The organism is Psychromicrobium lacuslunae (assembly GCF_000950575.1).
Taxonomy (GTDB): Bacteria; Actinomycetota; Actinomycetes; order Actinomycetales; family Micrococcaceae; genus Renibacterium; species Renibacterium lacuslunae.
In genome coordinates, this window is record NZ_CP011005.1 from 3,221,341 (window position 1) to 3,248,001 (window position 26,661).

At 56.4% G+C, this 26,661-nt stretch carries 15 protein-coding genes; 10 read left to right on the forward strand and 5 right to left on the reverse strand.

The window, feature by feature from the left end; translation table 11 throughout:
* The first annotated feature begins 71 nt into the window (after positions 1–71).
* Positions 72–4,994, forward strand: coding sequence for an NPCBM/NEW2 domain-containing protein (locus tag UM93_RS17540; RefSeq protein ID WP_234399329.1), 4,923 nt, complete (start codon positions 72–74; stop codon positions 4,992–4,994).
* 25 nt (positions 4,995–5,019) lie between these two features.
* Here the strand turns inward: UM93_RS17540 and UM93_RS17325 are convergent, their stop codons facing one another.
* Positions 5,020–5,613, reverse strand: coding sequence for a TetR/AcrR family transcriptional regulator (locus UM93_RS17325; RefSeq protein ID WP_052663831.1), 594 nt, complete (start codon positions 5,611–5,613; stop codon positions 5,020–5,022).
* 94 nt (positions 5,614–5,707) lie between these two features.
* Here UM93_RS17325 and UM93_RS15275 point away from each other — a divergent pair, with 94 nt between their 5' ends.
* The 4 genes from UM93_RS15275 to UM93_RS15290 all read left to right on the forward strand — a co-directional run bounded on the left by UM93_RS15275 (position 5,708) and on the right by UM93_RS15290 (position 10,173).
* Positions 5,708–6,820 carry a hypothetical protein gene (locus tag UM93_RS15275; protein WP_052663832.1) on the forward strand — a complete coding sequence of 371 codons (1,113 nt, stop codon included), beginning with the start codon at positions 5,708–5,710 and terminating at the stop codon, positions 6,818–6,820.
* A gap of 177 nt (positions 6,821–6,997) precedes the next feature.
* Positions 6,998–7,570, forward strand: coding sequence for an orotate phosphoribosyltransferase (gene pyrE / locus UM93_RS15280; protein ID WP_045076378.1), 573 nt, complete (start codon positions 6,998–7,000; stop codon positions 7,568–7,570).
* A gap of 258 nt (positions 7,571–7,828) precedes the next feature.
* The gene (locus tag UM93_RS15285; protein WP_045076379.1) at positions 7,829–8,314 is read left to right on the forward strand and encodes a GNAT family N-acetyltransferase; all 486 of its coding nucleotides are present in this window, start codon (positions 7,829–7,831) and stop codon (positions 8,312–8,314) included.
* Positions 8,315–8,562: 248 nt separating this feature from the next.
* On the forward strand, positions 8,563–10,173 hold the full coding sequence (locus UM93_RS15290; protein ID WP_052663833.1) for a S9 family peptidase: 1,611 nt from the start codon (positions 8,563–8,565) through the stop codon (positions 10,171–10,173).
* Positions 10,174–10,228: 55 nt separating this feature from the next.
* Here the strand turns inward: UM93_RS15290 and UM93_RS15295 are convergent, their stop codons facing one another.
* The 4 genes from UM93_RS15295 to UM93_RS15310 are packed head-to-tail and all read right to left on the reverse strand — an operon-like array spanning position 10,229 to position 16,247.
* On the reverse strand, positions 10,229–10,972 hold the full coding sequence (locus tag UM93_RS15295; protein WP_045076380.1) for a thioesterase II family protein: 744 nt from the start codon (positions 10,970–10,972) through the stop codon (positions 10,229–10,231).
* Complete coding sequence (locus UM93_RS15300; protein ID WP_045076381.1) at positions 10,969–14,235, reverse strand: non-ribosomal peptide synthetase; 3,267 nt, start codon at positions 14,233–14,235, stop codon at positions 10,969–10,971. The genes UM93_RS15295 and UM93_RS15300 overlap by 4 nt, the downstream gene beginning before the upstream one ends.
* A 27-nt stretch (positions 14,236–14,262) precedes the next feature.
* Positions 14,263–15,120, reverse strand: a complete 858-nt coding sequence (locus UM93_RS18140; protein ID WP_045076382.1) for an acyl-CoA dehydrogenase family protein — start codon at positions 15,118–15,120, stop codon at positions 14,263–14,265.
* Entirely contained in the window at positions 15,117–16,247 is a 1,131-nt protein-coding gene (locus UM93_RS15310; RefSeq protein ID WP_324606734.1) for an acyl-CoA dehydrogenase family protein, read from the reverse strand. The genes UM93_RS18140 and UM93_RS15310 overlap by 4 nt, the downstream gene beginning before the upstream one ends.
* Before the next feature lie 199 nt (positions 16,248–16,446).
* Between UM93_RS15310 and UM93_RS15315 the strand changes: the two genes are divergently transcribed.
* From UM93_RS15315 to UM93_RS15335, 5 genes are all read left to right on the forward strand, one after another.
* Positions 16,447–17,826 (forward strand): cytochrome P450, encoded by a 1,380-nt coding sequence (locus tag UM93_RS15315; protein WP_199921770.1) that lies wholly within the window; start codon positions 16,447–16,449, stop codon positions 17,824–17,826.
* Between the two features lie 164 nt (positions 17,827–17,990).
* Positions 17,991–21,218, forward strand: a complete 3,228-nt coding sequence (locus UM93_RS15320) for a non-ribosomal peptide synthetase (protein ID WP_052663834.1) — start codon at positions 17,991–17,993, stop codon at positions 21,216–21,218.
* Between the two features lie 5 nt (positions 21,219–21,223).
* On the forward strand, positions 21,224–24,133 hold the full coding sequence (locus UM93_RS15325; protein ID WP_045076385.1) for a type I polyketide synthase: 2,910 nt from the start codon (positions 21,224–21,226) through the stop codon (positions 24,131–24,133).
* Entirely contained in the window at positions 24,130–25,923 is a 1,794-nt protein-coding gene (locus UM93_RS15330) for a non-ribosomal peptide synthetase (protein ID WP_045076386.1), read from the forward strand. Before UM93_RS15325 ends, UM93_RS15330 begins: the two co-directional genes overlap by 4 nt.
* The gene (locus UM93_RS15335) at positions 25,916–26,659 is read left to right on the forward strand and encodes a thioesterase II family protein (protein WP_045076387.1); all 744 of its coding nucleotides are present in this window, start codon (positions 25,916–25,918) and stop codon (positions 26,657–26,659) included. Before UM93_RS15330 ends, UM93_RS15335 begins: the two co-directional genes overlap by 8 nt.
* Positions 26,660–26,661: the final 2 nt, after the last annotated feature.

The window sequence follows — 26,661 nt, forward strand, 5'->3', positions numbered from 1 at the left end:
CAGCATTGATTTTATGTGATCGTTATGGTGTGATAGCAATCACATAAAGTCATTGGTGAAAGTTGGACGCTGTGGTCGCTTTTCCTGCCCTGAAATTTTCCAGAGCCGCTGCCTTAGGGCTAGCCGCCTTGCTTGGCTTGGGTGTGCTGCCCGCGCTGGCATCGCCAGCCAGTGCGGCACCGGCCGCAAATGCGGCCAGCGGTATTTCCGCGCAGGTGCCGGTGGACCCGAACGGTAAGCCGCTTGGCGCGATCTCCGGCTTCCAGCAGACTGGTGCCAGTGTCAGCCTGAAGCCAGCGAGCGGAGTGCTCAAGGTCAGCTTCCTGGACGCCAAGACGTTCCGGATTGAAGCGGATCCCTCCGGCACTCTCAGCGACCCTGCGAATACCTCGCAGAACGATCCCGCCCGATCGGCCAACCTGGTGGTCGGTGCAGCGCAATTCAGTGCCCCCACCGTGACCGTTGCAGACGGCAGCACCATCACCATCAGCACCAGCGCGGTCAAGCTCGAGGTGGAAAAGTCCACCGGCAAGTTCACCTTGCGCAAGGCCGATGGCACCCTGATCTGGAAAGAGACGGCGCCACTCAGTTTCGGAAATTCCTCGGCCACCCAGCATTTGGCGGCTAAAGCGGGGGAGCAGTTCCTCGGCGGCGGCATGCAGAACGGCCGCAGCGTGCACACCGGGCAGACCATTAATGTCAGCAAGGACTTCAACTGGGCCGATGGCGGCAATCCCAATGCTGTGCCGTACTACATGTCCAGCGGCGGCTACGGCGTCTTCCGCAACACCTTCGCACCCGGCAGCTACGACTTCGGCAGCGCCGGTGCCGGTAGCGACGAAACCAGCACGCACCAGGAAAAGCGCTTTGATGCCTACTACTTCGTCGGTGATTACAAGCAATCCCTTGATGGCTACACTAAGCTCACCGGCCGTCCGTTGATGCCGCCGATCTACGCCCTGGAATACGGCGACGCCGATTGCTACAACCGCTCCAATCCGGACTATTCATCGTCCGGCTACAACGATCCGAACGCGCCGAAACAGCATACCTTCGACGCGGTGAAGACCGCCGAGCAGTTCAAGAGTAATGACATGCCGGGCGCCTGGATGCTGGTCAATGACGGCTATGGCTGCGAATACACCAAGGACCCGAGCCCTTATGACCCGGCCAACCCGGGTCAAGGCCTGGGCGGCACGGTGCAGGCGATCAAAAAGAACGCCGATTTGCAGACCGGATTGTGGACGCAGCGCAGCCTCACCCAGCAGGCCACCGAAGTGGGGCAGGATGGCATCTCGCTGCGCAAGCTAGACGTCGCCTGGGTTGGCGAGGGCTATCGGATGGCGCTCACCGGCTGCGAAAGTGCACACGGCGGCATTGAGCAATATTCGGCCAATCGCGGCGTCGCCCTGATGGTAGAAGGCTGGGCAGGCTCGCAACGCTGCGGCATCCAATGGACGGGTGATCACACCGGCAGCCTGGATGCAATTCGTTGGCAGGTGCCGGCGTTGGCTGGCTCAGGAAATTCAGGCCTAGCCTTCACCACCGCCGACGTGGACGGCATTTTCGGTGGCTCACCCGAAAGTTACGTTCGGGACCTGCAATGGAAAGCCTTCGCGCCAGCGCTGTATTCAATGAGTGGCTGGGCGCCGACTGACAAGCGGCCCTGGCTCTACGGCGATGCAGCCACCGCGATCAATCGGCAATATCTGCAGCTACGTCAACAATTGATGCCGTACATCTACTCATTGGCGGCAAATTCCCATGCCAATGGCACCCCGATGATGCGCACCATGGCTCTTGAGTTTCCGCAGGATCCGGCCTCCTACAGCGCTGAGGCGAATAACCAGTTCATGCTCGGCTCTAACTACTTGGTGGCGCCGATTTCGGCCAGTACCGACATTCGCAATGGCATCGTGTTGCCGGCTGGTAGCCAGTGGGTGGATTACTGGACCGGCACGATCTATCAGGGCGGCCAAGTGCTCAACGGCTACAAGGCTCCGCTGCAGACCCTGCCGCTCTTCGTTCGCGCCGGTGCCCTAGTGCCGCAGGGCATGGTGGCGCGCAACGCTTCGCTAGTGCCTGAGAATTCAGCTCTTACCCTGAACATTTACCCGAGTGGTAATTCCCAGTTCAGCTTGTATGAGGATGACAAGACCAGCCGTTCCTACCAGACTGGCCAGAGCTCAACTCAGGATTTCGCCGTCACCGCCCCAGTCAAGAACGGCGGGGATGTCACCGTGACGATCGGCGCGCGCAAGGGCGATTACAGCGGCATCGCAGCGAGCCGTCCCTATCAGCTCAGCGTGCACTCCGGCTCCAAACCCTCCTCGGTGGTCAAGGACGGCGTGGCGCTGACCGCGCTCACCGATCAAGCCGCCTTCGACGCCGCAACTAGCGGGTGGTACTACGACTCAACCTCGCCGGGCGGCGTCGTACAGATCAAGCTGGGCAGTCTAGCCAAGGCGGCGAGTAGCACCGTGGTGCTAAAGGATTCCAGTGCGGTGGGCGGCAAAAACTCGGACGCCGCAGCGGCCGAACTCAAACTGTCACTGCCGGCTCAGGTTTTCCAGGGCGCTGAGACCTCCGCAACCGCTGTCTTCAGCAATACTGGTGATCAGCCGAAGAGCAATGTGACACTGGGAATCAAGGTTCCGTCCGGCTGGAGCGTGAAATCTTCTAGCGGTACCTCGGCGTCGAGCGTTCCAGCGGGCGCTAGTGTGACCGCGACCTTCGTGGTGGTGCCGGGGGCGGGCTCGGCGGCAGGCTTGCAAACCCTGGAGGCAACTGGCCAATACAAAGACTCGCTCGGCGGCTCACACAATCTCAGCGGAGCGAATCAGATCGACGTCGCCTACGGCAGCCTGGCAGGTGCCTACAACGCTGTCTCGGTGACCACCGTGGCGGGCAAGGCTACCGGTAATTTCGACGGCGGCGGTGCCACTTTCTCGGCTGAGCAGCTAGCCAGCGCCACCGTGCCCAGCGGGGGAGTGAAACCGGGGTCGAAGGTCTCGGTGACAACCGCTGATGGCTCGACCATTGATTACAGCTGGCCCGCTGCCGGTCCAGATGTCAATAACTCGGTGGCCCTGAACGGGCAGACCGTAGCGCTGTCGGGTACCGGCACCCATTTAGCTGTGCTGGCGTCCGCGGCCAGCGGTAGCGGCGTTAGCCCCGAGCTCACGCTGATTTATGCCGACGGTACGCGACAGAAGCAGACCGTGTTCTTCCCGAACTGGTTGCAGCCCAAAGACCTCGGCGGGGGAGTGCTAGCGATCTCCAGCCAGGGTCGCAATAACGCCAACGGCCCCTCGCCCGAGTACACCCAGTACAAGTACCAAGTGATCTCCAATACGCTGCGATTAATCCCTGGCAAACAGCTCGCCGCAGTGACGCTCCCGGTGGCTAGCAATGTGAAATTCTTTGACTGGAAGGTGATCAGCCAGAAGCTGCCCGCCGCTCCCGATAAAGATGTTTTCGCCTCCGATTGGCCCTGGGCGAGCGCTACGAATGGCTACGGCGTGATCGGCAAGGACGTAGCCAATAAGGATGCCGCGAACTCGCCGGATCTGCCACTTGCGGTGAACTACACCGATCCGGCCACCGGTCAGAACCCGACTTACCCTAAAGGCCTCGGGGCACATGCGGCCAGCAATATCACCTACTACCTGGGTGGACAGTGCAGCGCCTTCACCGCGGACGTCGGGCTGGAGAAAGACTTTGGTGGTGCCATTATCTTCACCGTGAACGGTGATGGTAAGCAGCTTTACCAGAGCCGTACTTTCACTCCTGGCTTTGCACCCGAGCACATCAACGCGAATCTCAGCGGGGTGCAGTATCTTGAGCTGAGACTGGACCCGGCTAACGCGGGTGCAATCAATGGTGCGCACGGCATTTGGGGAAATGCGAAGTTCAGCTGCACACCGCCAGATACCGCACCGCCGAGCACGAAGGCTTCGGTTTCTGGTGCTCCGGCGGCATCCGGCTGGTACCTCAGCACCCCAACTGTCACGCTGAGCGCCAGTGACAACGTGGCGGTAGCCTCGACGCAGTACCGATTGGGCGCCGCTGGAACGGGCTCGGGATCGGCGGCTGGGCAAGCCGCTAACTGGAGCGAATACAAAGCTCCGTTCACGGTGCCCGACGGCGTCCAGAAACTGGAATATCGTTCAGGGGATAAGGCGGGTAACGCCGAGGCGGTGCAGTCGTCGACGCTCAAAGTGGATACCGGGAAGCCTGACATCTCGGCGTCGATTGCGCAACGTAAACTCACGCTGAGTGCTAAGGACGTCGGATCTGGTGTGGCGTTCATCGACTACTCGCTGGACGGCGGTAAGACCTGGAAACGGTACAGTAAGCCGCTCACTGCGAATGCTGGTGGACTCTCGGTGCAGTATCGAGTCACCGATGTGGCCGGGAATGTGACGGTTGGCGCAGCGGCCGCGGTGATTCCGCCGCTCGGCAAGCCCAGCGGGTCTCCGGTCATTAAGGCCGCAAATTCGGTTCAGGCCGGAAAGCAGCTGACTATTAAGCTCACCGGTTTCGACGCCGGAAGTCGGGTTGAGCTATGGCTGCATTCAACCCCGGTGTTGCTCGGTGCGGTGACCGCCGACGCCGCTGGTTCCGCTCAAGCGAACCTGCTGATTCCGGCCACTACCGCCGCTGGTGTGCACAGCTTGCTGGCCTCGGTGGCGGGAAAAGCTGTGGCAAGCACGGCACTTTCGGTGCGCGCCGCTGCTGGTGAAAACACCCCGGGGGCAGTAGTGGACCCGACATCCACTACCGTTGAGGGCAACGCCGGTTCCGAAGCTGGCGCTGAAGGCCAAGGCGGTGGCTCGGGGAGCGGGGGCGTCGAAGCGCAGGGATCGGCTGGCGAGCTGCCGGCTACCGGCGTAGAGCTCTCTGGGCTGGGGGTCTTGTTTGGATTGCTGACCTTGGTGGGAGTCCTCGTGCTGGTTGGTGGCGCAATCTACTTTCGGCGCCCTCGGGTCTAAGTCACGGTGAGTGGCTGCCCACAAATCAGGGTTGACTCAGCAGATTTTCAAAACTCTCGAAGTAGGCCTGGTCGTCAAAGCTGTCGATCAGGGTCGATTGAATCATGTACCCCTGGCCGACCCCGATCAGCAGTGGCATTAGCTGGGCAGCGCGCCGATCGGCTTCGGCCTCACTCAGGCCGTGTTCCTGAAACCAAAGGCTGGCCCGTGAGCTGAATTGCTTGCTAAGAACCCCGTAAACCCGGTTGAAGAGCTCGCGAACCTTAGGCTCGGTTACCGCTTCACCCCAGATCTGCAATAACAGCGCCGGGTTCCCAATTTCTGTGCGGATGCGCGCCAGCACGCCGCGGATCAGTTGCGCCGGATGCGGCACCTCAGCGGACGGTTCGTTCGTCCCGGTTTCTTCGCCGAGCAGATCGAATACCTCTGACACCACAAAGAGCACCAGCTCTTCCTTATTGCCGAAGTGCCCGTAGATGGCGCCCGCGGAGAGCCCTGACTCGGTGATGATGTCAGTGATTGAAGTGGCCTTAATGCCCTTACGCGCGAAGCATTTGAGCACCGCCGACATGATTTCGCGTCGCCGTTCCTTACGGTACTGTTCCGAGACCTTCGGCACTGCCCCTCCTCAACATTCCTATATTGACAATCTAGCGCATTAGTTTCATTATAAAAAACGAACATTCTTTTTTAAAGAGTTGAAGGGGCCTGAAATGGCACAGGAAGAATCGGTCAAGCACACTAAATGGCAAGTAGCGTTGGGACTTGCGGCCGCCGCCGCAGTGGCAGTCACCCTGGTGGTACTCGCTTTCTTGTGGCCCACTGTCACCTCTTCAGCGAAGTCACTACCGATTGCAATTTCCGGGCCCACGGCTCCCGTGCAGCAGCTCAAGGCGCAGCTGGAGAAGGCCTCCGAGGGTGTTTTCGAACTCACCGTAGTGGAGAGTCGGGACGCGGCCGTTAGCGGCATCAAAGATCGCAGCTACTACGGTGCAATCGTGATCGGACAGGCTCCTGAAGTCCTTGAGGCTTCCGCCGCTGGTCCCGCCCCATTGCAGATGATGAATCAACTAGCGCAAAACTTGCAGCAGCAACTGAGCCTGCAAGCTGCGCAGGCCGCCGCCGCTGGCGCCCCGGCAACGCCCACCGTGAAACTGGTGGTGACTGACGTGGTACCGCTGGCTTCCACTGACGCTCGTGGCACTGGACTCGCGGCTGCCTCCTTCCCGATGGTGCTGGGCGGCATGATCGGCGGCATTTTGCTCTCCCTGCTGCTCTCCGGGGTGTGGCGTCGTTTAGTGGGTGTGGCGACCTACGCTGTGCTGGTCGGATTCCTCGCTGCCGCGGTCTTGGGTCCGTGGTTTGGCATCGTGCAAGGCAATTTCTTGCTCAATGTCGCGGTGATAGCGCTCTCCGCCTTTGCCACCGCGGTCTTCATTGTTGGTGCTACGGCGTTGCTGGGCCGCGCCGGAGTCGCGGTTGGCTCGGTGATCACCATGCTGATTGGCAACCCATTGTCTTCAGCGACTCAGCCAGTGCAGTTCATGGCGGAGCCGTGGGGAGCGATTGGTCAGTGGTTCGTGCCGGGAGCTTCCACTACGCTGCTTCGTGATGCCTCCTACTTCCCGGAGAGCCCGACGCTCTTCTCCTGGTTGGTGCTGGCCGGCTGGGCTTTGCTGGGAATTGTGCTCTCCATGATTGGGCATTTCAGGAACCAAGAGGTGGTTGAAGTTGCCGCTTTCGAAGAAGCCGGAACCGATTCCCCGGTCCTGGACGGGACTGGGTCCCGAACAAGTGAGGCGCCCGCCAAACATCTAGCGCTCTAAGGTTCGCAAGAGCCCGAGGGCCCCACCTTGAGGGACGAAAGGTGGGAGGCTGTGGGGATAAGCGTTATCGCCCTCCCAAACCTCGTGCCTCGGTTCGGGTCCCTCGGGCGATAACGCTTATCCCCCTCCCAAACCTCGTGCCTCGGTTCGGGTCCCTCGGGCGATAAGCTTGGAGCTATGACTGACGTGTTGGATCTTGCTGCTGCCCGCGCCCGTTTGCTGGAACTGATCAAGGAGATCGCCGTCGTGCATGGCAAAGTGACGCTCTCCAGCGGCAAAGAGGCTGATTACTACATTGATCTACGCCGGATCACCTTGCATCACGAAGCCAGCGCATTGGTGGGTCGGGTAATGCTCGGCATGCTCGACGACGCCGGAATCCAGTTCGCCGCGGCCGGTGGCCTGACCCTTGGGGCTGATCCGGTCGGCACCGCGGTAATGCACGCCGCCACCGCGCAGGGGCGTTCGATCGACGCCTTTGTGGTCCGCAAGGAACAGAAATCACACGGCATGCGCCGCCAAGTGGAAGGCCCCTCAATTGAGGGACGCCCCGTCGTCGTGCTGGAAGACACCTCAACCACCGGCGCCTCCCCATTACAGGCAGTCGAAGGGGTGCGTAAAGCTGGCGGTCAGCTGCAGGCCGTGGCCGTCATCGTTGACCGAGCTACCGGCGCCAAGGACTTGATTGAAAAGGAAACCGGTGTGCCTTATCTCTACGCCTTCTCCAAAGACGAACTCGGCCTCGACTAAGCTCAAACTGGTCCTTGCCGGCTATGAACCCGTTGGGTCCAAGATTGATCGTGTGGAGCAGGTGGTTTATCGGTCATTTTGCGAGTGTAAGGAGTAACTTTCTTAAATTTGTGTCTGTGATCCGATCGGTAAATCCATGGCATCTATTCATAGACACCTTTGAGCCTGAGTTCATGTCGATTACTACGAAAAAGAATGCGAACTTTCGACGTTGTTAGTGTTTCTCCAGAGCAAAGGGGTGAAGCTACAATAGCTGGCATGGAGATTCGAAGAGCTGTCGATGAGGACTGGCCAAAGATCTTTCGGTTTTATCGAGAGATTATGGACGCTGGACGCACCTATGCCTTCCCCACGGGGCAAACGCTTGAACAGGCCAGGCCCTGGTGGATGGAAGCCGACCCCGGCCAGACCGTTGTCGCTATCGAGGACGGTGAGATTGTAGGCTCAGCGAAAATGGGTCCAAACAGGCCTGGACGCGGACAACACATCGCTACGGCGTCTTTTTTGGTGGACCAGAGGTATAAAAATCGAGGCATCGGTCGACGTCTAGGCGGATATGTTCTGGACTGGGCCCGAGATGCTCGATATCACGGTATCCAGTTCAACGCGGTGGTTGAATCGAACGATGCAGCTGTTCATCTATGGAAAGCTTTGGGTTTTGAGACTATCGGAACCGTGCCACAAGCATTCGATCACCCAGAGGATGGCTTAGTCGGATTGCATGTCATGTATCAAAAGCTGTAATGGTCGTTACGCCGCTCGTTGCTGAGGACCTTGTTGAAGGGGCTCGTGAATTAAGCTACCTATTTCGGGGTGGACATCGGACATACTGGGTTGAACTCAGTTCCGAGGCATCAGTTGGTTCTCAGCTCTGGTGTGCTGAGGACGGAGCCTCGCCGACGCTAGCCATTACGGAATCGATGAGCGTGGGGTCGGCAGTGTATGGTTACGGGGCGCTGCCTTACTGTGTAATTGGATCCGAGATATTCTTTGTGGAATCATCTAGCCAACAGCTTTACAAATGGTCGGAAAAAGGTGGTGCGGTTGCGCTGACCTGTCATGACCCCGGAGTGTCAGCAACTCGCTACGCGGCACCGATCACCGTTGAGGGAAGTGGCTTCCTCTACGCCGTGCGAGAACGTGAGTTCGACACGGAAACGGTCCACGACATTGTTGCAGTGGCCATTGATGGTTCCGAACGCATAGTCGAGATAGCATCAGGGAGCGATTTTTATGGGGCTCCGGCTATCAGCCCTGATGGCCGACGGTTAGCCTACGTCGCGTGGGAACACCCCAATATGGCATGGGACCAGAGCTCGCTGCACGAGTTAGGCCCTGAGGGAGAACACATCATCGGTTCAGTGCCTGGTCGATCATATACTCAGCCGCGATATGGTCCCGACGGCCGACTGCACGTGGTGCACGACGGCAGCGGTTGGTGGAACCTCTACATTCGTCCCGAGTACGGGGGTGACGACTTCGTCGCCCTAGCGCCACAGGAAGCCGAGTTCGGGCGACCAGACTGGAACTGCGGGCAGCGTACCTACGATTTTCTTGAGGACGGTCGTATCGTTGCCGCTGCACGTTCCGATGGGCGAGATCGACTCATTTTCATTGAACCCGCAACTGGTCTCTCGACGGAGCTACCTGACTGCTGGCAAGCCATCGAAACCGTGTCAGCCGCAGGAGGGACCCTGGCTGTTCTCGGAGCGCGGCATGGTGAGGCGCTGAACGTGTCCCTCCTCGAGACTTCTGGAACTGAATCACCAATGAGTATTCGCGAACGTTATGGGAATAAGTTTAAGGAAGATATTCCGAGTCCTCCGCAAAAAATTGTCTTCCCAGCCAGGGACGGCAAGCTGATCCACGCTTTTTACTATCCGACCGTCGGCTCGGACTACCAACGCCCACTTCTCGTACTCTGCCATGGGGGCCCTTCCGTTACTTTCAACGGTGCGCGAAACTATCTGGTGGACTTCTGGACGAGCCGGGGCGTTGCTGTGGTTGAGGTCAACTACCGTGGCAGCACTGGATATGGACGGGATTACCGGGAAAGTCTTCGGGGGCGCTGGGGAATTGCCGATGTCGAGGACTGCATCGATGCAACTCGGTATCTGATCGCAACCGGGAAAGCTGATCCGGAGCGCATTGCCATCAGGGGACTAAGCTCCGGGGGGCTCACTGCGCTGCTGGCCGCGGCCCAGAGCGATGAATTCGCGGCAGTGATTAGCTTTAGCGGAGTAATAGACCCAAGCAGCATCCCTGATCGCACTCATAAGATGGAATCGCACTATTTAACTGGGCTGATTGGCCCGTGGCCCGCCGCTCTTCTCGAATACCAGCGCCGTTCCGTGTTGTCGTATATCGCTAACCTTAATACCCCTACCCTGTTGCTGCACGGCACGGCCGACCCCATAGTCCCAATCGACCAGTCAGAGCGCTTAAAAGAACTCCTGATCGAACGTCAAGTGCCAGTGCGCCTTGTCCTGTATCCCGGCGAAGGGCATGGTCTCAGAATGCGTTCAAACATCATCGACAGCATTGAGCAGGAGGCTGCTTTCCTTGCAGAGGTGTTTGGATCGGCTGATTTAGGGCCGTCTTAACGGCCCGCCATCGGGCGCGGGTTCTCTGGTCAGAGATGTCCGCCGGCGTGGGTCGTTACCATAGGTCGCCTCTTAACCAGCCAGCTATTGCCTGAGCAACGTCTTCTGCAACTTGGGATGTGCTGGCCGGATCTAGCATAAAGAAATGGTCTCCTGGGTAGGTTCGAATTTCGACTGTCCCATTGACGTGAAGTCTCCAGTCCTCGAGCCCCTTCGGATCGGCAAAGGGGTCCGAATCACCACCGATCACCAGTGCAGGATGTTCCACGACGGTTCTCGCCAGCAGTGTTTTCGCTTGTTCCGCTACGGCACCATCCGCATCGACTAAAGCCGCCAAGTGGGTATGCCACCCCTCATCTCCCAGCAACTCGTCTGGAGTGAGGCCTGCTTGTCGTATTAGCTCCATTGAATCCTGGTGAACTTGCTTCGGTGCCAAACCGCTAAGCACCAGTCCCTCAACCAGATGTGAGCAATTGAGTGCAACCAAAGGAGCTAATAGTGCGCCAAGGCTGTGCCCGAAGAGCACGGTCGGTAAGCTAGGCAACTCTGCTAACTCCGCTACGACCTCAGCAATAAGCTGTGATGCATCTGATGCGAGCGGCTCGGTAAAGCGATTCTCACGTCCTGGGGCAACTACACCGTAGAGTTCAAGCCATGATGGTAGCGTCGAATAGAACTTCTCCAAGGACGCTGGTCCTGCGGCCGAGTGAGGAAAGACAATAAGTCTGGCGAAACCAGCTCCCTCGGACCGGCGAAGAGAGCGTAGCCAAGGCGCGGTTTCTGCTTGAGTTGTATTCATTGGCTTGCACTCTCCGCGGAGAGGGCGTTCTTGCCTCTGAATGAGCTCGAGCTTTCCCCGGATCGGTGCGATTCGATAAGTGAGCTAAGCGCGCGCACACTTGAGTTCTGGAAGAGCTCTAGAATCGAGATTTTGATTCCGAGCCGCTGTTCAACCAGCGCGGTAACTTGGGTTGCTTGGAGAGAGTTTCCGCCCAGTTCGAAGAAACCGGCATCGGGATCAAGCTCGCTAATGGCAAGAATTGGGCAAAATACGTTGACGGCCAAGTGGTGCTCAGCCGAGCTGAGTTCGCGGCTGCTCTGCATAGCTCCGCGTCCGCGCTGTAAATCAAGCTCGAGCGCGCTGTCCAAAGCTCGATGATCTACCTTTCCGCTTGAGGTTAGCGGGATGGCCTGCAAGCAAATAATCCGGGCTGGTACTGCGTACGGGGGGAGCTTCTTTGCCGCTTCAGCTCGAAGCAGCATCGGGTCCGCTTGCTGATCAGAGTGTGGAGTGACAAAAGCAACGAGGACCTGGCCTAGGCCTTCTGCTTTAACGACTTTCGCAACAACTTGGCTTGACACATCAACCTCGAGGAGAGCGTGTTCAACTTCGGAGAGCTCGATCCTAAATCCGTTTACTTTGACCTGCCGGTCGCGTCGTCCGATGAAATCTAACTCGCCATCGGAGCGCCAGCGGACAAGATCCCCAGTACGGAAGGATCGCTCGCCATGGGATTCATCGAATGCTCGCTTGGTTTGCGTCTCGTCACGAAAGTAACCAAGCGCCACAGTTGGCCCAGTAACCATCAGCTCCCCGACACAGCCGCGAGGTACCAATCGACCCGCTGAGTCAATGACTCGGGCCCGTGCCCCAGGCAGGGGTCTGCCAATCGGTGGGTTGGTAGACCAGTCCCCAGCACACTGCTTGAGCGTTATCGCTACTGTACTTTCGGTTGGCCCATAACCGTTCCAGAATTCCCGATCTCTGCTCCAAAGTTTGACGAGTTGTCCAGAGAAGGGTTCCCCACCGACTGAAATCAAGCGGAGCGAAGAAAGAGTGGGGGAGAGGAGCGGCAATAATGCCGGTGGAAGCTCGGCAACTGAGATCTTTTCATGATCAAGGTAGTTCTGTAATCGGACCGGATCTCGACGGGTCGGTAGTTCCGGGATGCAGAGCGTGGCCCCAGCCGATAAGGTGGCAAAAATTTCGAAAACTGAAACATCGAAATTCAGCCTTGCGAAGCCCAGTACCCGATCACTATTGGTGATGCTGTAGGCGCGGCGAATCTCACCGCAGAAGTGGGCGAGGGCAGTGTGATCGATCTCGACCCCCTTGGGACGACCCGTGGTGCCGGAAGTGAAGATAACATAAGCGCTTCCCTCCGCAGAAGCGTGAGAGTTGACTACGAGATCAACCGATTCAGCAGAGGATATCGTCATGCGGGGGACTGAAATCAGATCTGAAAATTTGGTTACCTCAACCGAATCGAGAAGCCAAGCTGCTGCTTGGGCTTGATCGGCGATGTGTCGCGCCCTTGTGACTGGCAAATCCGGGTCTAGAGGGACGTAGGTGGCACCTAGAAGAAGAATTCCTAATATGCCAACTATCGCCTCGTCGGATGGTCGAGCCACCAGAAGTACCCGGTCACCAGGTCCCACCCCCAGTTGCCCCAATCGAGCTGCCACCGAACTAGCGCGGGCCACTAGTTCGCCGTACTCGAGGTTACGGTCGGCATAGGAAACGGCAACGGCCTGCGGGTAATCCTTAGCCCGGTTCAAGATGATCTCTGGAACCGGCATATTCCAGTCGCCGGTCTTCGGACCGCCGTCGCCGAGTTCTTCCAATATTGCCTTTTCAGATTCATCGATCAGCTCGATCGACTCAAGTGGTGCGTTGGGTGTTGCCACCGCTTGAGCTATCAGCGTGATTATTGATGTTGAGAAAGCCTCCATCGTTTGTCGATCATAGATCTCCGTGTTGTACTCGAGGATGAACCTCAGGCGATCAGTGTCAACTTGGACTAAGAGAGAAAAGTCAAACTCGGCGTTTTCGGTCTGGTTGATTTCCGGAGATACCGTGACTCCAGGAAGAACGGGTTCCTGCTGTCCAGGATGGCTCTCTTGCAATGCTAGTTCTATCTGAAATAGAGGGGTTCTACCTGGATCTCGTTTTGGATTGATCGCAGCGACTATATCGTTGAAGGGAAGGTCCTGGCGCGCTTTTACGGCGTCTATCAGATCGCGAGTAACTCCGATCTGTTCTCGGAGAGTCCGGGCGTTGCCAGTGTCGCAACGCAGCGGCAGCATATTGCTGAAGTGCCCGATGCAATCTCTCAGGCGTTCGTCAACTCGGAGGTCGAAGGGTGCGCCGAAAGTTACTTCGTCGGAGCCGGTCCACCGCCCTAGAAGATGGGCAAAAATACCCGCTAGGCCTGCAAATAAATTGGTTCCTTCCAAAGTGCAGAGCTTGGCTAAATCACTTAGGGTTTCTTTTCCAGCTAGCGTGCCGTTCAGTGCGGCTGCTCTGCGGTTTTGTAACTCCTGACGAGGTCGATCTCCCGGCAATTCGGTAGCCTCCACCCCCTCCAGATAGCTTCGCCACCATTGCGTAAGCGAGGGCTTTCGTTTCGTCACAGCGGTCCGCTGCCAGACTGCGTAATCTCGGTAATTGATCGCACTCTCAGCTCTTAGTTGCTCGACCCCCAGAATAACTTTGACCGAGGCACTTAGCTCTCTCCAGAAGATGTTGGCGGAGGCGGTGTCCCAGATGAAGTGGTGGACAGTTAAAAGGAATCGATGCTCTTGCGGAGACATGCGAACCAGAGCTGCCTTGAAGAGGGGGGGACGCTGGAGGTCGAAACTGCTTTTTTGTACTTCATCGGCGAGGATCCTGAATGAAGCTTCAGGGTCCTTCTCCGCTGATAGGTCTCGGTAGCTGAGCGGGAATTCTTTAGCTTCAACCACAGACAGCTCTGCGATTCCGCTCATCGCCATGCTCGTTCTCAACGATTCGTGCCTCGCCATCACAATATCTAGGGCAGCACGGAAAACCTCAAGATCGAGGGAACCAAACAAGGTCCAGACATGGTTAAAACGATCTCCAGTATTATCCCTGTGGGTTTGGTCGACGAACCATTGCTGCTGCAAACTAGCGGGAGTTTCGGCTCCTGGGCGACGACGAACCAGTTTGAGTTTTTCTGCCCGGGCCGAGGCTAGCCGTCGTAGGAGATCCTCTCTCCTCTGGTCGGGAAGACGAGAAATTAAGGTGGAAAGGTCGTTCATCAGCCTGCGCTTTCGTTATGCCTGTGGTCAGTGCTGTATCCCGGAGTCAGCCACAGCTAAAGGCAAAGGTTGCTGCTCGAGCCGAGGCTCACTAAAGCTGCAACCGAGGTCTTCGGTTCCGGAATGCTGATGAGAGAGCTTGTATAACTGGCCGCTCGTACTGTGAGCTGTCATTCCCCTCGCTCCTCGCAACTGCACGAGTGATCTGCTCGCCTTCTGGGCCGCGAAGATAGCTAATCTATGCGCTCGAAGGGCAGCCGCCACACGGTTTTCTGCTCCGGCGTCTGCCGCTAAGGCTGCTTCTCGGCAGGCCGAGGATGCCAAACGAATCTCTGCCAAGATTCTTACTACTTTGTCGGCGACGAGTTGTTTGGAAAATAACCCGGCTCCAGCGATTTGACGCCTGTGCGTGTGGGACACCATTTCTTGATAACAGCAGTCCGCCAAACCGATCAAATAACTTGCGCGACGAATCGCCCTGCGAGAACTCCACTGAGGTCCGACGCTAAGTGCGAAAGAGTTGCCGCACTCCTGTAGCTGCCAGCCGTTAGATACCTGGATTAGTTCGGTTGACCCAGCCAAAACACGCTCAGACCATTCCAGGGCTTCGTCATCTCCGTGTTCTCCTAGTGCGTCGAGCGATGCGAAGGCACGCTCAGCTGCCGTCACATCCGCTCCAGTCAAACCAATAGCAGCAAAAATTTCGACTGAGGGAGTTAAACCAAGACCCATGCCGTTGAGATCAGTACTGAGTTCGAGGCTGAGGCACTCCGCCTCGATTAAGCCGGTGAGAATCTCATCTGAGTCTCGAGGGTCGCGCCCGGCAAATGCTGCTGCGGCGAGGTCGCGAAATTCTATGGCAACCGGATCATTGAACAATGTCATAACGTGCCTCCCACTGCGGATTCTGGGATCTGATTGGCGATCATGTCTACCAGCATCTCGCTTGGTCCTGCAGAGATTGTGAGCCCCGGTGCCTCCAAAATTGCCGGGTGCGCGGCCAGGCCTGCTTCGGCTATTAAATAAGCCGACTCTTGAGCTAGTTCGCTGGCGACTAGCTTTACGAGCGCAGCATCCCGGTCGTCTCGACCACCTCTATCAACCTCATCCGCAGTCCGATACGCTAGAAAATAAGCTGCGGCGATACGGTCCCGTAACCTCTGGAGTCTATTGGTGTCGACAAAACCATCAGCTGAATCAAGCCACCGAGTGGCCCGCGTCAGGTAGTCCATTCCGGTGCGTTCATAAGAGATCGAAGAGCTAATAATGGGCCATGCTTCGCCGGTACCACCAACCATCCTCGCTGACGGTATCAGCACCTTATCGAGTGATACCCGATAGAACGCCTCATCGCTCAGAGTGGGTTCTTCCTGCAAAGCCACTCCTGGATCGCTGAGGTCAATGAGGCCCAGGGTGAAACCGGAGTAAGGGTTCGATGGTGACTTCTCGGTTTGGAAGGCGCAGAGCGCATGGGAGGCCAATGGTGTTCTGGCGGACCAGCATTTTTCCCCACTTACCAGCCATCCATCGCTGTCGGCTTTTTCGCCACGGGTTCTAATGCCTAGGAGGTCAGAGCCAGCTCCTTTTTCCGAATAGAGTACGCTCGCGGATAGACGTCCGGACGCCAATTCGGGTAAGAATTCTTGTTGCAGCTGAGCAGAGGCATGGTCCAGCAGAACGTTTCCAACCACTTGAAGCGAAGTGACGTAGAGCGTGTCCACAACGCTTACCATGCCAAGAGCATTGAGCACCATCACCGCCTCGATTTGGCCGAGGGCTCGTCCGCCAAATTCGAGCGGAAACCATGGGGCCAGTAATCTTTGCTCACCCATGGCTCTGTACAAAGCTCTGGGGTCGGCGTTTGGATCTTGTCCCAGGCTAATTAGATCAACGGCTTCAGTTGACTCCAGAAACTGCCCTAGCTCTCGCCAAAATTCTAGATGTCTTCTTTCTCCGGCAAGCTCGATCGCCAGCGGCGGAGTCAATATGTGTTTGCGCGTATCAGTAACCAACGCTGCAACTCCCCTTCTTCATTGTCCCCAGCTGATCAGATTGCTGCCAAGGCGTCGCGCGGCTTTCGCCTTACTTATCTCCCATTCCTACATCTCCCGTATTGAGCCGCAACTATTGACGCGTCATCCATCCACCATGAGTTGCGGCCTAGATGGATGCTCGGCGAGGGCCTCCACATCATGACAAAAATATAGCCTAATGGTAGACGAACGTTTTTTGTTAGCTGGATCACTATTTACAGCAGCATATGCGATGATTCCTCGAGGGCGTATTTGTCAGAGGCGTCCGCGTGCCGTAAACGAAGTTATTGCCTCAGTTGAGCTGAGGCAGAAGAGGAAAGTGATGAACCTGCGTGCTAATGATCCGGATTTTACTGAACCCACAACCTTCCTTGAACCTAACTATCTAGATTCTTGGCGGAGAGCACGCAGAGAACACCCCATTATCAGACTTGAATCAGAACGTCATGGGCAGTACTGGTCGGTCACTTCACATGCACCCGCGCGTCAAATTCTTGAGAAAGCCGAGATCTTTATTTCTTCGGAGGGAATGCGGATCGGTGGCCATCAATCTTCTGTCGGAGCAGCGGCGAATCGCATGCTTGTAGTTGCAGACGGCGCCTCCCATCAAAGGATACGTGCCGCTCATTCACCGTGGTTCACTGCTAAAAACGCAAAGGCTTTGGGGGAGGTGCTTCGAGACCAGATCGAGAAATTGATAGAACCCCTGATAACTGGGGAGTCGATAGACGTAGTGGACAAGCTTGCGGACGCAATTCCGACCTGTGTCATGGGGCAGATGATGGGGACTCCGGCAGAAGAGACCGAGTTGCTCAGTGAACTTGTCAGATCTAGTTTTGACGAGACCACTTTGGATGACCCGGCGAGAAAAATTCAACAAGCCGCTGCCAGTTCAGAAGTGTTTTCCTACTTCACAGAGCTGGTTGCATGGCGTGCAGAAGAACCCGGGGAAGACATTGTCAGCCTGCTGACTCAGGCTTCAATGTCGGAAGGCTCTCTTTCTCACGACGAAGTTCTTCTCAACTGCGACGGACTGGTCAACGGCGGTTTAGGAACTTCGCGACATGCGGTCTCGGCAGCGATTCTGGCATTCGCGTCCAACCCAGAGCAATGGCAGAGACTGCGCGCAGACCGTACCTTAGTGCGCTCGGCCGTGGAGGAAATACTCAGGTGGGCGTCCCCGCCAATGCATGTTATGCGAACGGTTAGCGCTGATGTCGAAATTGATGGTGTCAAGATGAAGGCGGGTGATCGGGTGGTGATCTGGATCCCTTCCTGCAATCGTGATGAGACCGTGTTCGACAATCCCGACGAATTCAGAATTGACCGCCGTCCCAATCCTCATCTGAGTTTGGGAGGCGGGCCTCACTACTGCATCGGAGCCGCAATTGGTCGAACGGAGATTCGAGTTCTTCTTGAAGTGCTGCTTGAACGCGTCGCGCGAATGGATTTATCAGACGCACCGGTTCCCAGTGCCTCTGCCTTTTTGAATGGTTTCGACAAACTAGAGGTTCGACTATTCCCGCTGAGTCAGGTGCAAGTAGTTGAGCCTCAGTAAGCTTTCTTCAGCCAGGTTTGCGGATCCGCAAACTTTCCTTCAAAGTCGCCAGCCAGCCAGATCAATCTGCCAGCTGTCGGCTGATGAAAATGTGACCTATTCGACAAACTTCGTTCAAGGCACGTAGCCTGTGAGTGCACCGGAAGCTGACCTCGGGGGACAATATGAATCCACAATTTAATCGCGAGAACCAGGCTGATGGCGATTTTATAGGGAGTGAAGTTTCGACTGATATTTCCAATGATGACGCAGAAGTGAAAGCTGCGGAAGATGCATTATCAAATGCTCAAAAACGACTCTGGTTTGCTCATAAGATGCGTTCGGCGAGCCCCGAATTCACTGTCGCCTGGGCGGCTCGACTGCATGGATCGCTTGATGCTGAACGACTTCGAATTTCCTGGCGAAGGGTTCTTCATCGGCATCGCGAGTTACGGCTACGAGTGCTGGAATGTGGTGATGAGCCGCGCCGGGATTATTGGGAAGTCGATAATCTTCAAATGCGGTATGAGGATGCCTCGCCGAAGGCAGTGGCCGAGGAACTTGATTTAGCCGCCCGCAAGGTTTTCCCACTGATAGACAGTCCCCTGGCCGAAGCAGTCTTGCTCCGCGTCCGTGCCGAGGAGCATGTTCTAATCATCGTTGCTCATCACGCAGTCCTCGACGGTCGATCCTTAAGTATCGTGGTGTCGGAGTTGGCTCACAATTATGCAGGGCAGCCAGCATCCAAGGAAGATCAAACTTATCTCGACTACGTCGTGGAAGAACGCCGGAGCCGTCCTTCCGAGGCCCAGATCGATGCCTGGGTTGATGAGATAGGAGTACTTGATGATCAGGATCCTCTAGGTGTTCCGCCTGCGACTGTAGAAGAAGATCGGTTAGCCTCATCAGTGCGCCAGCCGCTGAGCGGGCCTCAGCTTGAGGCAATTCGCGAACTAGCGCAAACGAATCGAACGACGCCCCAAGTGATTGGCTTGGCCTCGTTTGCCGCCACACTTAGCCATTATAAAGACGCTGAGAACATTGTGGTGGGCGGAACCATGGACACCCGTGCTCCAGCCCATATAGACACGGTTGGAATGTTCGTCAATCCGGTGCCGGTGCGGATCCAGGTGGATCATCAGATGTCTATCGGAGAATACCTTGGCCATGTGCACCGCAGGCTTTTACGGTCCTATTCCCATCGGGGCATTGCCTTCGAGGAGCTTGTACGTCGGCTGAGGGGTGGAGCTGACGGCAACCGGACGCCCATATTTCAAGTGCTATTCAATTATGAATCGCGGCCGCCGAGCCCCAGCTTAGAAGGCGTCCGTGTAGGGCTTATTGAACTGCCGATGCCGGTCTCTCTCTACGATCTGACGCTTACTTTGCGAGATTATGGTGAGACCGCTGAGTTAGTCGCCCTCTATCGAGGACGCCTCTATTCAGAATCGATGATTAGGCGAATAGTCAAGAACGTTGCCGATGGGTTTTCCCAGATGACCCTCCAGCGAACCGTGTCAGCTCTCGGGCAGTTATCGGAGGCGGAACGGGGCAAACAATTGGATACCGGCAGCGGGCCAGCTCTCGAAAATAAGGGAACTCGTCCGGTTCACGAGCTCTTCACTGACTTGGCTGCCGAAAATCCTCACAGCCTAGCAGTAGTAGGTGCCGATGCTCGCCTGACCTACCAAGAGCTCGAAGAACGTTCAGCTGATTTGGCCCAGGTTCTTTTGGAAGCGGGGCTCCGCAAAGAAGCTCCGGTTGGAACCCTTCTCCATCCCTCGGTCGAAGGCATCGTTTCAGCTCTGGCCATCCTGAGAGCGGGTGGAACCTACGTTCCGATGCATCCTGAATATCCCCAGGAACGGATCGATGCGATCCTCTCCGACGCTGGTATCGAGATAGTTATCACCGAGTTTGATCTGAAGAGCGTCCAGCAGGTCATCAATCCGAAAATTGCGGCATCTCGGACTACCTCGGCGCCCCTTGGCGAAGTCAAAATGAATGACGCGGCTTATATTATCTACACATCTGGTAGTACCGGCGAACCTAAGGGCGTCGTTGTAGAGCATGGTTCTTTGGCTGCTTCCACCGCCGCTCGACGCGAGGTCTACCCGGGCCGTCACAAGTTTCTCTTACTGTCACCGATGTCATTTGATTCTTCGCTGGCAGGTTTATGGGGCACCTTGACCAGCGGTGGGTGCTTGGTCGTTGCCCAGCGCGAGGAGATTCAGGATCCGCGGGAGATCCTCAATCTGCTGGATGCTCATGCCATAACCATGATGCTCTCTGTGCCGGCGCTTTACAGCGCCATGCTCGACGAAGTTGATCGTAGCCAAATTAGTCGACCCACCTCGTTGAAGACCGTGATAACCGCGGGCGAGAGCCTCTCCGAAGTCACAGTAGAGCGACATTTCAAATGGGCTGAAGCAGCAGAATTGGTCAATGAATACGGTCCGACCGAGACTTCTATCTGGGCCACTTACGCGCGTTTTAATCGGCCGGAGAAAGTCTCTATCGGGAAACCGATTCCGGGGGTCAGGACCTACGTATTAGACCGACATGACAGGTTGATGCCGTGGGGCGCTACTGGCCAGCTGTGCATTAGTGGCCCTGGCCTCGCGCGAGGCTATTTACATCGACCACAAGACACGGACTCCGTGTTCGTTCCGGATCCATTGGGCGCTAAGGCTCAGCGAATGTATCGTACTGGAGATTATGTGCGGTGGACCGAAAATGGCGAACTTGAATTCCGCGGGCGGCGGGACTCGCTGGTCAAGATTCGAGGCCAACGAGTGGATTTGGAAGCTGTTGAGAGTCTAATGCGCTTGACCTTGTCGGCCACTGAAGTGGCTGCGGTAACTCACGACAATGCGACACTAACCGCTTTCATTGACGAGTCTCTGAAAACCGAAGTAGGCGAGATCCGGACAAAACTTGCACGAGTTTTGCCTCCCGCGATGCTACCCAGCTCGGTAAGAGTTGTTCCCGGCCTACCGAGGACAACTCACGGCAAGTTGAACCGGGAAAGACTCAAGAGTATGGCCCAGGAGTATTTAACCGAAGTTCCGGCCCGTGATGGCAAAGCAGCCCCGGTGTCAGAAACTATCGATGTTGTTCACACCGTGTGGTGCGAGGTTCTAAAGATGAATTCTGTAGCTCACGATATTAACTTTTTTGATGCTGGCGGGCATTCGCTATTAGTGCCCGCGCTGAGAGCGAAGCTACTGAGCAGAACCGGAATCGAAGTGTCTATAGTAGACCTATTTACCGCGACAACGGTAAGCGCCCAAGCAGAGCTGCTAACTAAAGGGCGGCAGCAGAGCGCGACAAAAGACAATAGTTCCACGGGGCTACGGCAATCCCGACTAGCTTCCGCAGCAGCTCGCTCGCGGCGACTTGCGACGAAGTGAACGATATGCGGGATCGCTCACTTGATATCGCAGTCACTGGTATGTGGTCGAGGCTTCCAGGTCCTGAGGACTTGGCCGAGTGGTGGTCTGCGGTTTGCGACGGGGAAGTGCTGACCAGTCGTTTTTCCGATGCTGACCTGGCAGCCATGGGAATTCCCCGCGAGGTTCGCTCTGACTCGAGCTATGTTCCGGTCCGAGGCAGTATCAGAGATATTGACCGCTTCGATGCCGAACTATTCGGCATACCGCCGCGCTCGGCCCAACTGATCGATCCGCAACATCGACTGATGCTGGAAGGAAGTTGGCTCGCCTTAGAAGACGCAGGTCGTAATCCGCTGGAAGATCACCTTAGAACGGCAATTTTTGCCTCCTCAAGCTCCAGTCGTTATGCAGCTCGCATACTGAGTCGCCCGGATCTCGACCAAGAGGTCATCGAGCAGGTTGAGGTGGGGACCGGGCGAGATTTCATGGCCTCTCGGATTGCCTATCACCTGGGTTTGAATGGTCCAGCGATGGGTGTCCTCACAGCATGTTCGTCCTCTCTAGTAGCCGTTCATCTGGCCATGCAGGCTTTGGTTGATGGCGACTGCGATCAGGCTGTTGTGGTGGCCGCTTCTGCTGGCTGGCCCAACGCGGGCTATCGCTATAGCCGCGGCGGAATCATGTCACCTGACGGCGTCTGCAGGCCCTTCGATATTGAAGCAAATGGCACGGTCGGCGGTTCAGGATCTTTAGCGATTGTGCTGCGCAGATATGCTGATGCAGAAAATGAAGTGCCAATGCATGGTGTGATACTTGGCTCGGCGATCAATAATGATGGATCCATAAAGGCCGGTTTTAATGCGCCTTCACCTCAGGGTGAGGCTAGAGCCATGCGCGCCGCGCTCGCGGCGGCGGATATCACGGCCTCTTCGATCGGTTACCTCGAGATGCATGGTACCGGAACAAAGGTTGGGGATCCGATTGAGTGGTCTTCGACTTCAGAAGTGTTTCGCGAGGCTGGGGTGAGCGAAGGAGCGATACCGATAGGTGCACTCAAAGCGAATATCGGTCATCTCGACGCTGCCTCTGGTCTCGCTGGACTATTCAAGACGCTCAAGGTCGTTGCTAGCGGCGAGATCCCCCCATTGGCAAACTTCAATCGTCTCAACCCCCTTCTTGAACAGATTGAGACCCCGCTGCGGGTGCCTGCTAATGCTGAGCCATGGTTGTCGCCGGGCTTGCGGAGAGCGGGGGTCAGCTCTTTTGGGATCGGCGGAACTAATTCACATCTCATCGTTGAACAGCCGCCGATAGTCGAGGCTACCGATGGTAAAGACGTTACTGAGGCCATCAGGATCCTTCCTCTTTCAGCTATTGAGGAAGGCAGATTAGACCAGACCAGACAGGAACTCGCGGGTCACCTGGCTAGCTCATCGGTGGAGCTCGCCGAGGTAAGCCATACCCTAAGCGTTGGACGAGCTGAACTGCCCGAGCGCATGGCGGTAGTCGGCCGAACGATTGCCGAGGCTGTTGACGCTCTCAGAAGCGGAAAGGGCGTCCGAGGCACTGTCCCGACGCATGGGCCCGCTCCTATTATTTTTCTATTTCCGGGACAGGGCAGCCAGCGCCCAGGAATGGGAATCGAATTCGTTGAGCAACTGCCTGGTTTCTCGGATCAGCTCGCATCATGTTTGGACCATTTTGAACCGGAGCTTGCAGATAAAATACGCCGGGCGTTGACTGACTTAGGATTTGACCCGGAAGAGCTGAACCGCACAGCCTTGGCGCAGCCATCTCTCTTTGCTCTCGAATGGGCAGCGGCGACAGCACTGCAGGAACTCGGGCTAACTCCGCTTTGCGTAGCGGGTCACAGCCTAGGAGAGATCACTGCCTCCTGTTTATCTGGAATGCTCAGTTTAGGTCATGCGGCGGCCTTAGTAACCCGTCGCGCTGAGGCGATGGAGGCTTGTCCTGAAGGGGCGATGCTAAGTGTCTCCTGCTCAGCTGAGGCTGTCCAGGAGATTTTGAAGAAGGCGACCGGGCTCATTGAACTGGCGGCGTCAAACGGGCCAGTGGGTCAAGTTCTGAGTGGACGACTGGAAGACATTGATGAACTTGAAAAGCAGTTGGCTGGGAAGTATCGAACTCGGCGACTGCTCACCAGCCACGGGTTCCATAGCAGCTTAATGGCTCAGGCGGCGACACAACTTCGAAATTACACGAAGGAGCTAAGCGCAGAACCTACCAACGTCTCGATGGTGACTGGTCAAACTGCTCACTTGATTGAAGAGGGTAGCGTTTTATCGTCCTTGGATTTCCTTGCGGATGGCATTGTGGAGACGGTCAATTTTGGGGACTGTCTTCAAACATTGCGCGACTTATACCCCGAGGCGCGTGCGATTGAAGTCGGACCGGGTCAGGCCTTATCTGTAATGGCTGCGGCCGCGGGAGTGAAAACGCTTCCGCTGGGCGGGGCGGCAAAGTCCATGTTGAGCGGACCTGCTGACACACTCGCCAGATTGTGGGTCGAGGGGCAGCCGATCGATTTGAGTTTCGGAGTGGTGGACCGACGCCGTCTTCACTTGCCGGGATCAGCAATGGATAGGAAACAGTTCGTTGCTCCGGAAGCGTCATTGGGAGACGTTACATCTTCAACTCACCAGGTGGCTAATCAGCCTGCCGAGGTTTCGTTCACCTCGGCAGAAGCCGCAGTGCGCGAAGCTTGGCGGGATCTGCTTGGTCACGATGATCTTCAAACCACCGACAATTTTCTTGAGCGAGGTGGTGACTCCTTGCTGTTGATTCGATTAGCCAGGCATCTTGAATCAAGCTTATCGCTGGCTATCGAGCTGGCTGATCTACTCAAAGCTCAATCTCTCGGAGCCCAAATAAAACTTGTCAAGACGCTGCGAGCGGAGATAGAAGACGAATGACGAATCGAAATTACTTTGAGCCAATTGCCGCTGCGTTCCACAGGCAAGTTGAGCTTAACCCGGAAAAGGTAGCGATCCGGGATCCCTCCGGGGACTACACCTTTTCACAAGTTTGGGAGTTGGCCAATCAACTCGCGGTGGCACTTAGATCTGAGGGTGTCTTGGAGGGTGCCAGGGTAGGTGTATTAGGGGTCGGTAGCCAGCAGACCATTGTAGCCATGCTGGGTGCATGGTTGTCGGGAATCTGTGTTGTTCCGTTGGATCCCGCCCACCCAGAGGAACGCATCATAAGAATAGTTGAGCTCGGGGATCTTGAGATGATCTTGACGTCTGGCGATTACCGGCTTTCCACCGTGTTGTGTCCGCAGAAATGCATTACCGAACTCGCTGAGTCTCAGCCTGGCGTGAAAGCCTCTAGCCAAGGCTCCGAAGATAGTGCTGCCTATATCCTTTTCACCTCCGGGTCGACCGGAACGCCAAAGGGCGTGGTCGTGCCGCAAGGTGCTTTAGCTGCACTTAGTCAGCGCCCGGGTCCCACGCAGCTACATGCCGATGACGTTTTTCTTGTTCATACCACTTTGGCTTTCGACCCGTCGATGCTTGAGATCTGGTCAGCGCTGTTGATCGGCGCTTCGGTGCTTTGCGCGCCGCATTCAGTTTTGTCCTTAGCGGAGACGGCCAAGTTGCTTGCCGATCCGCTGGTAACCGTAGCTGTCCTCACCCCGGCAATATTTGCCCTGATGGTCGAGCGGTATGCCGAGGAGTTACAGCGGCTGCGCTGTCTAATTATTGGCGGTGACGTAATGCCCGCCGAGCAGGCGAGGATCGCAATCGAGAGTTGTCCTCAGTTGGATATCGTGAACTGCTACGGACCTACTGAGAACACGATCATCAGCACCGCATTCCGGCTAAGCGAATGGCAGAGACCTGAAGGTGCTGTCCCGATCGGTGTCCCAATAGCAGGTGCAAGCTGCCACGTTCTTGACGGTGATCTGGAGCCCGTGGCTCAAGGGGAGGTTGGAGAACTGTATGTTGGGGGAGATCGGCTAGCGCTGGAATACTTCAATGATCCAGCTACTACCAATGAGGCTTTCATTAGTAACCCGTTTTCATCCAATCCCTCTGATCGGATATATCGAACTGGTGACCAAGTAGCCATGCTCCCTGATGGAAACCTTGAATTCCGGGGACGGGTCGATCACGAAATTAAGGTTCGTGGCCATCGAGTCAATCTGACTGAAGTCGAGAATTTGCTGCTTTCCGAACCTCTAGTCCGGGAGGTGGCTGCTATTGCTGTAGGCCAGGGCCACGAGCGCAGGATCCGAGCGTTTGTCCGCCTCAGGGAGCCCGAATCTAGTCTCGCCGACCTGCGAACACATTTGCTTGCTAAAGCCCCAAGCTATCTGGTTCCAGATTTTCTAGATGAATTGACTGCTTTTCCGTTGAATACCTCTGGAAAAATCGACCGGAAAGCTTTAGCTGAACGCGACTCCACGCCCATTAGTAATTCTTCTGCTTCAGCGGATCCGGCCGGAATTGTTGCTACGGTGACGCGGCTATGGACTGAACATAGCGGTTCGGAGCCTCAGCCCGGGATAGGTTTTTTTGAGGCGGGCGGAACCTCACTTGACTTGATTCGGCTGATTGATGATATCGCTAAGTCCACACGTATTGAGTTGCCCTTCGAAGACGTTTACGGTGTGCGTTCCGTGGAAGATCTGACTGAAATGCTCGTCCTCGGCGGGTATCGTTCGGCTATCGCAGGCCCCGCTAGGGTTCTCAATGATTGAGTCCAGTGAGTGGCTGCGTGTGCTTAATGGTGACCCGGCCGCAAGAAAAGTGCTCGTTTGTTTTCCCCACGCTGGCGGGTCAGCGAACTATTTCCGCACCTGGGCGAAGTCTTCGCCGGCCGAGCTAAATATTCTCGCTGTTCAGTACCCAGGACGGGCAGACCGTTTGATGGAAGACTGCTATGAAGATTTAGGCGAGATGGCGAAGGCAGTTCACCAGGCTTTGCCTTCTTTTAGCGGGCGAGATGTGGTTTTTTTCGGGCATAGTTTGGGCGCTGTGCTCGCCTACGAGGTGGCTCGGTTGGCGACAAGCGCAGAGTTTCAGCCAAGCCGGCTCATCGCCTCTGCTTGTCGGGTTCCGGACGAGAGTGGAAACGTCGTTGACTCCGAGGTTCTTTGGGACGACGACGCCGCGATGCAATCGTTGGTCTCTTTAGGGGGAACCAATGAGGACCCAGAACTGCTTGCCGACCCCAGGGTGCGGGAACTTGTATTGCCGTATCTCCGAGCGGACTATCAAATGCTTCAGAGATATAAACGAATGCCTGGTCCCGCATTGAGTTGCGAGTTGCTCGTGGTCAGGGGGGCCACTGACCCAGATGTGAGTTATCAGGACGGCGAACGTTGGTCAGAACTAACAACCGGTGAGTTCCGCCATCGAGAATTGCCTGGAGGCCACTTTTACTTGAGCCCGGATCCGCCAATCGAACTATACCTTGCCCCATTCGACTCCTGAAG

Coding starts and splice junctions, on each gene's coding strand:
- UM93_RS15275 (WP_052663832.1), top strand. CDS start 5,708: ATGGCACAGGAAGAATCGGTCAAGCACACTAAATGGCAAGTAGCGTTG.
- pyrE (WP_045076378.1), top strand. CDS start 6,998: ATGACTGACGTGTTGGATCTTGCTGCTGCCCGCGCCCGTTTGCTGGAA.
- UM93_RS15285 (WP_045076379.1), top strand. CDS start 7,829: ATGGAGATTCGAAGAGCTGTCGATGAGGACTGGCCAAAGATCTTTCGG.
- UM93_RS15295 (WP_045076380.1), bottom strand. CDS start 10,972: ATGAATACAACTCAAGCAGAAACCGCGCCTTGGCTACGCTCTCTTCGC.
- UM93_RS15300 (WP_045076381.1), bottom strand. CDS start 14,235: ATGAACGACCTTTCCACCTTAATTTCTCGTCTTCCCGACCAGAGGAGA.
- UM93_RS18140 (WP_045076382.1), bottom strand. CDS start 15,120: ATGACATTGTTCAATGATCCGGTTGCCATAGAATTTCGCGACCTCGCC.
- UM93_RS15315 (WP_199921770.1), top strand. CDS start 16,447: ATGGTAGACGAACGTTTTTTGTTAGCTGGATCACTATTTACAGCAGCA.
- UM93_RS15320 (WP_052663834.1), top strand. CDS start 17,991: ATGAATCCACAATTTAATCGCGAGAACCAGGCTGATGGCGATTTTATA.
- UM93_RS15325 (WP_045076385.1), top strand. CDS start 21,224: ATGCGGGATCGCTCACTTGATATCGCAGTCACTGGTATGTGGTCGAGG.
- UM93_RS15330 (WP_045076386.1), top strand. CDS start 24,130: ATGACGAATCGAAATTACTTTGAGCCAATTGCCGCTGCGTTCCACAGG.
- UM93_RS15335 (WP_045076387.1), top strand. CDS start 25,916: ATGATTGAGTCCAGTGAGTGGCTGCGTGTGCTTAATGGTGACCCGGCC.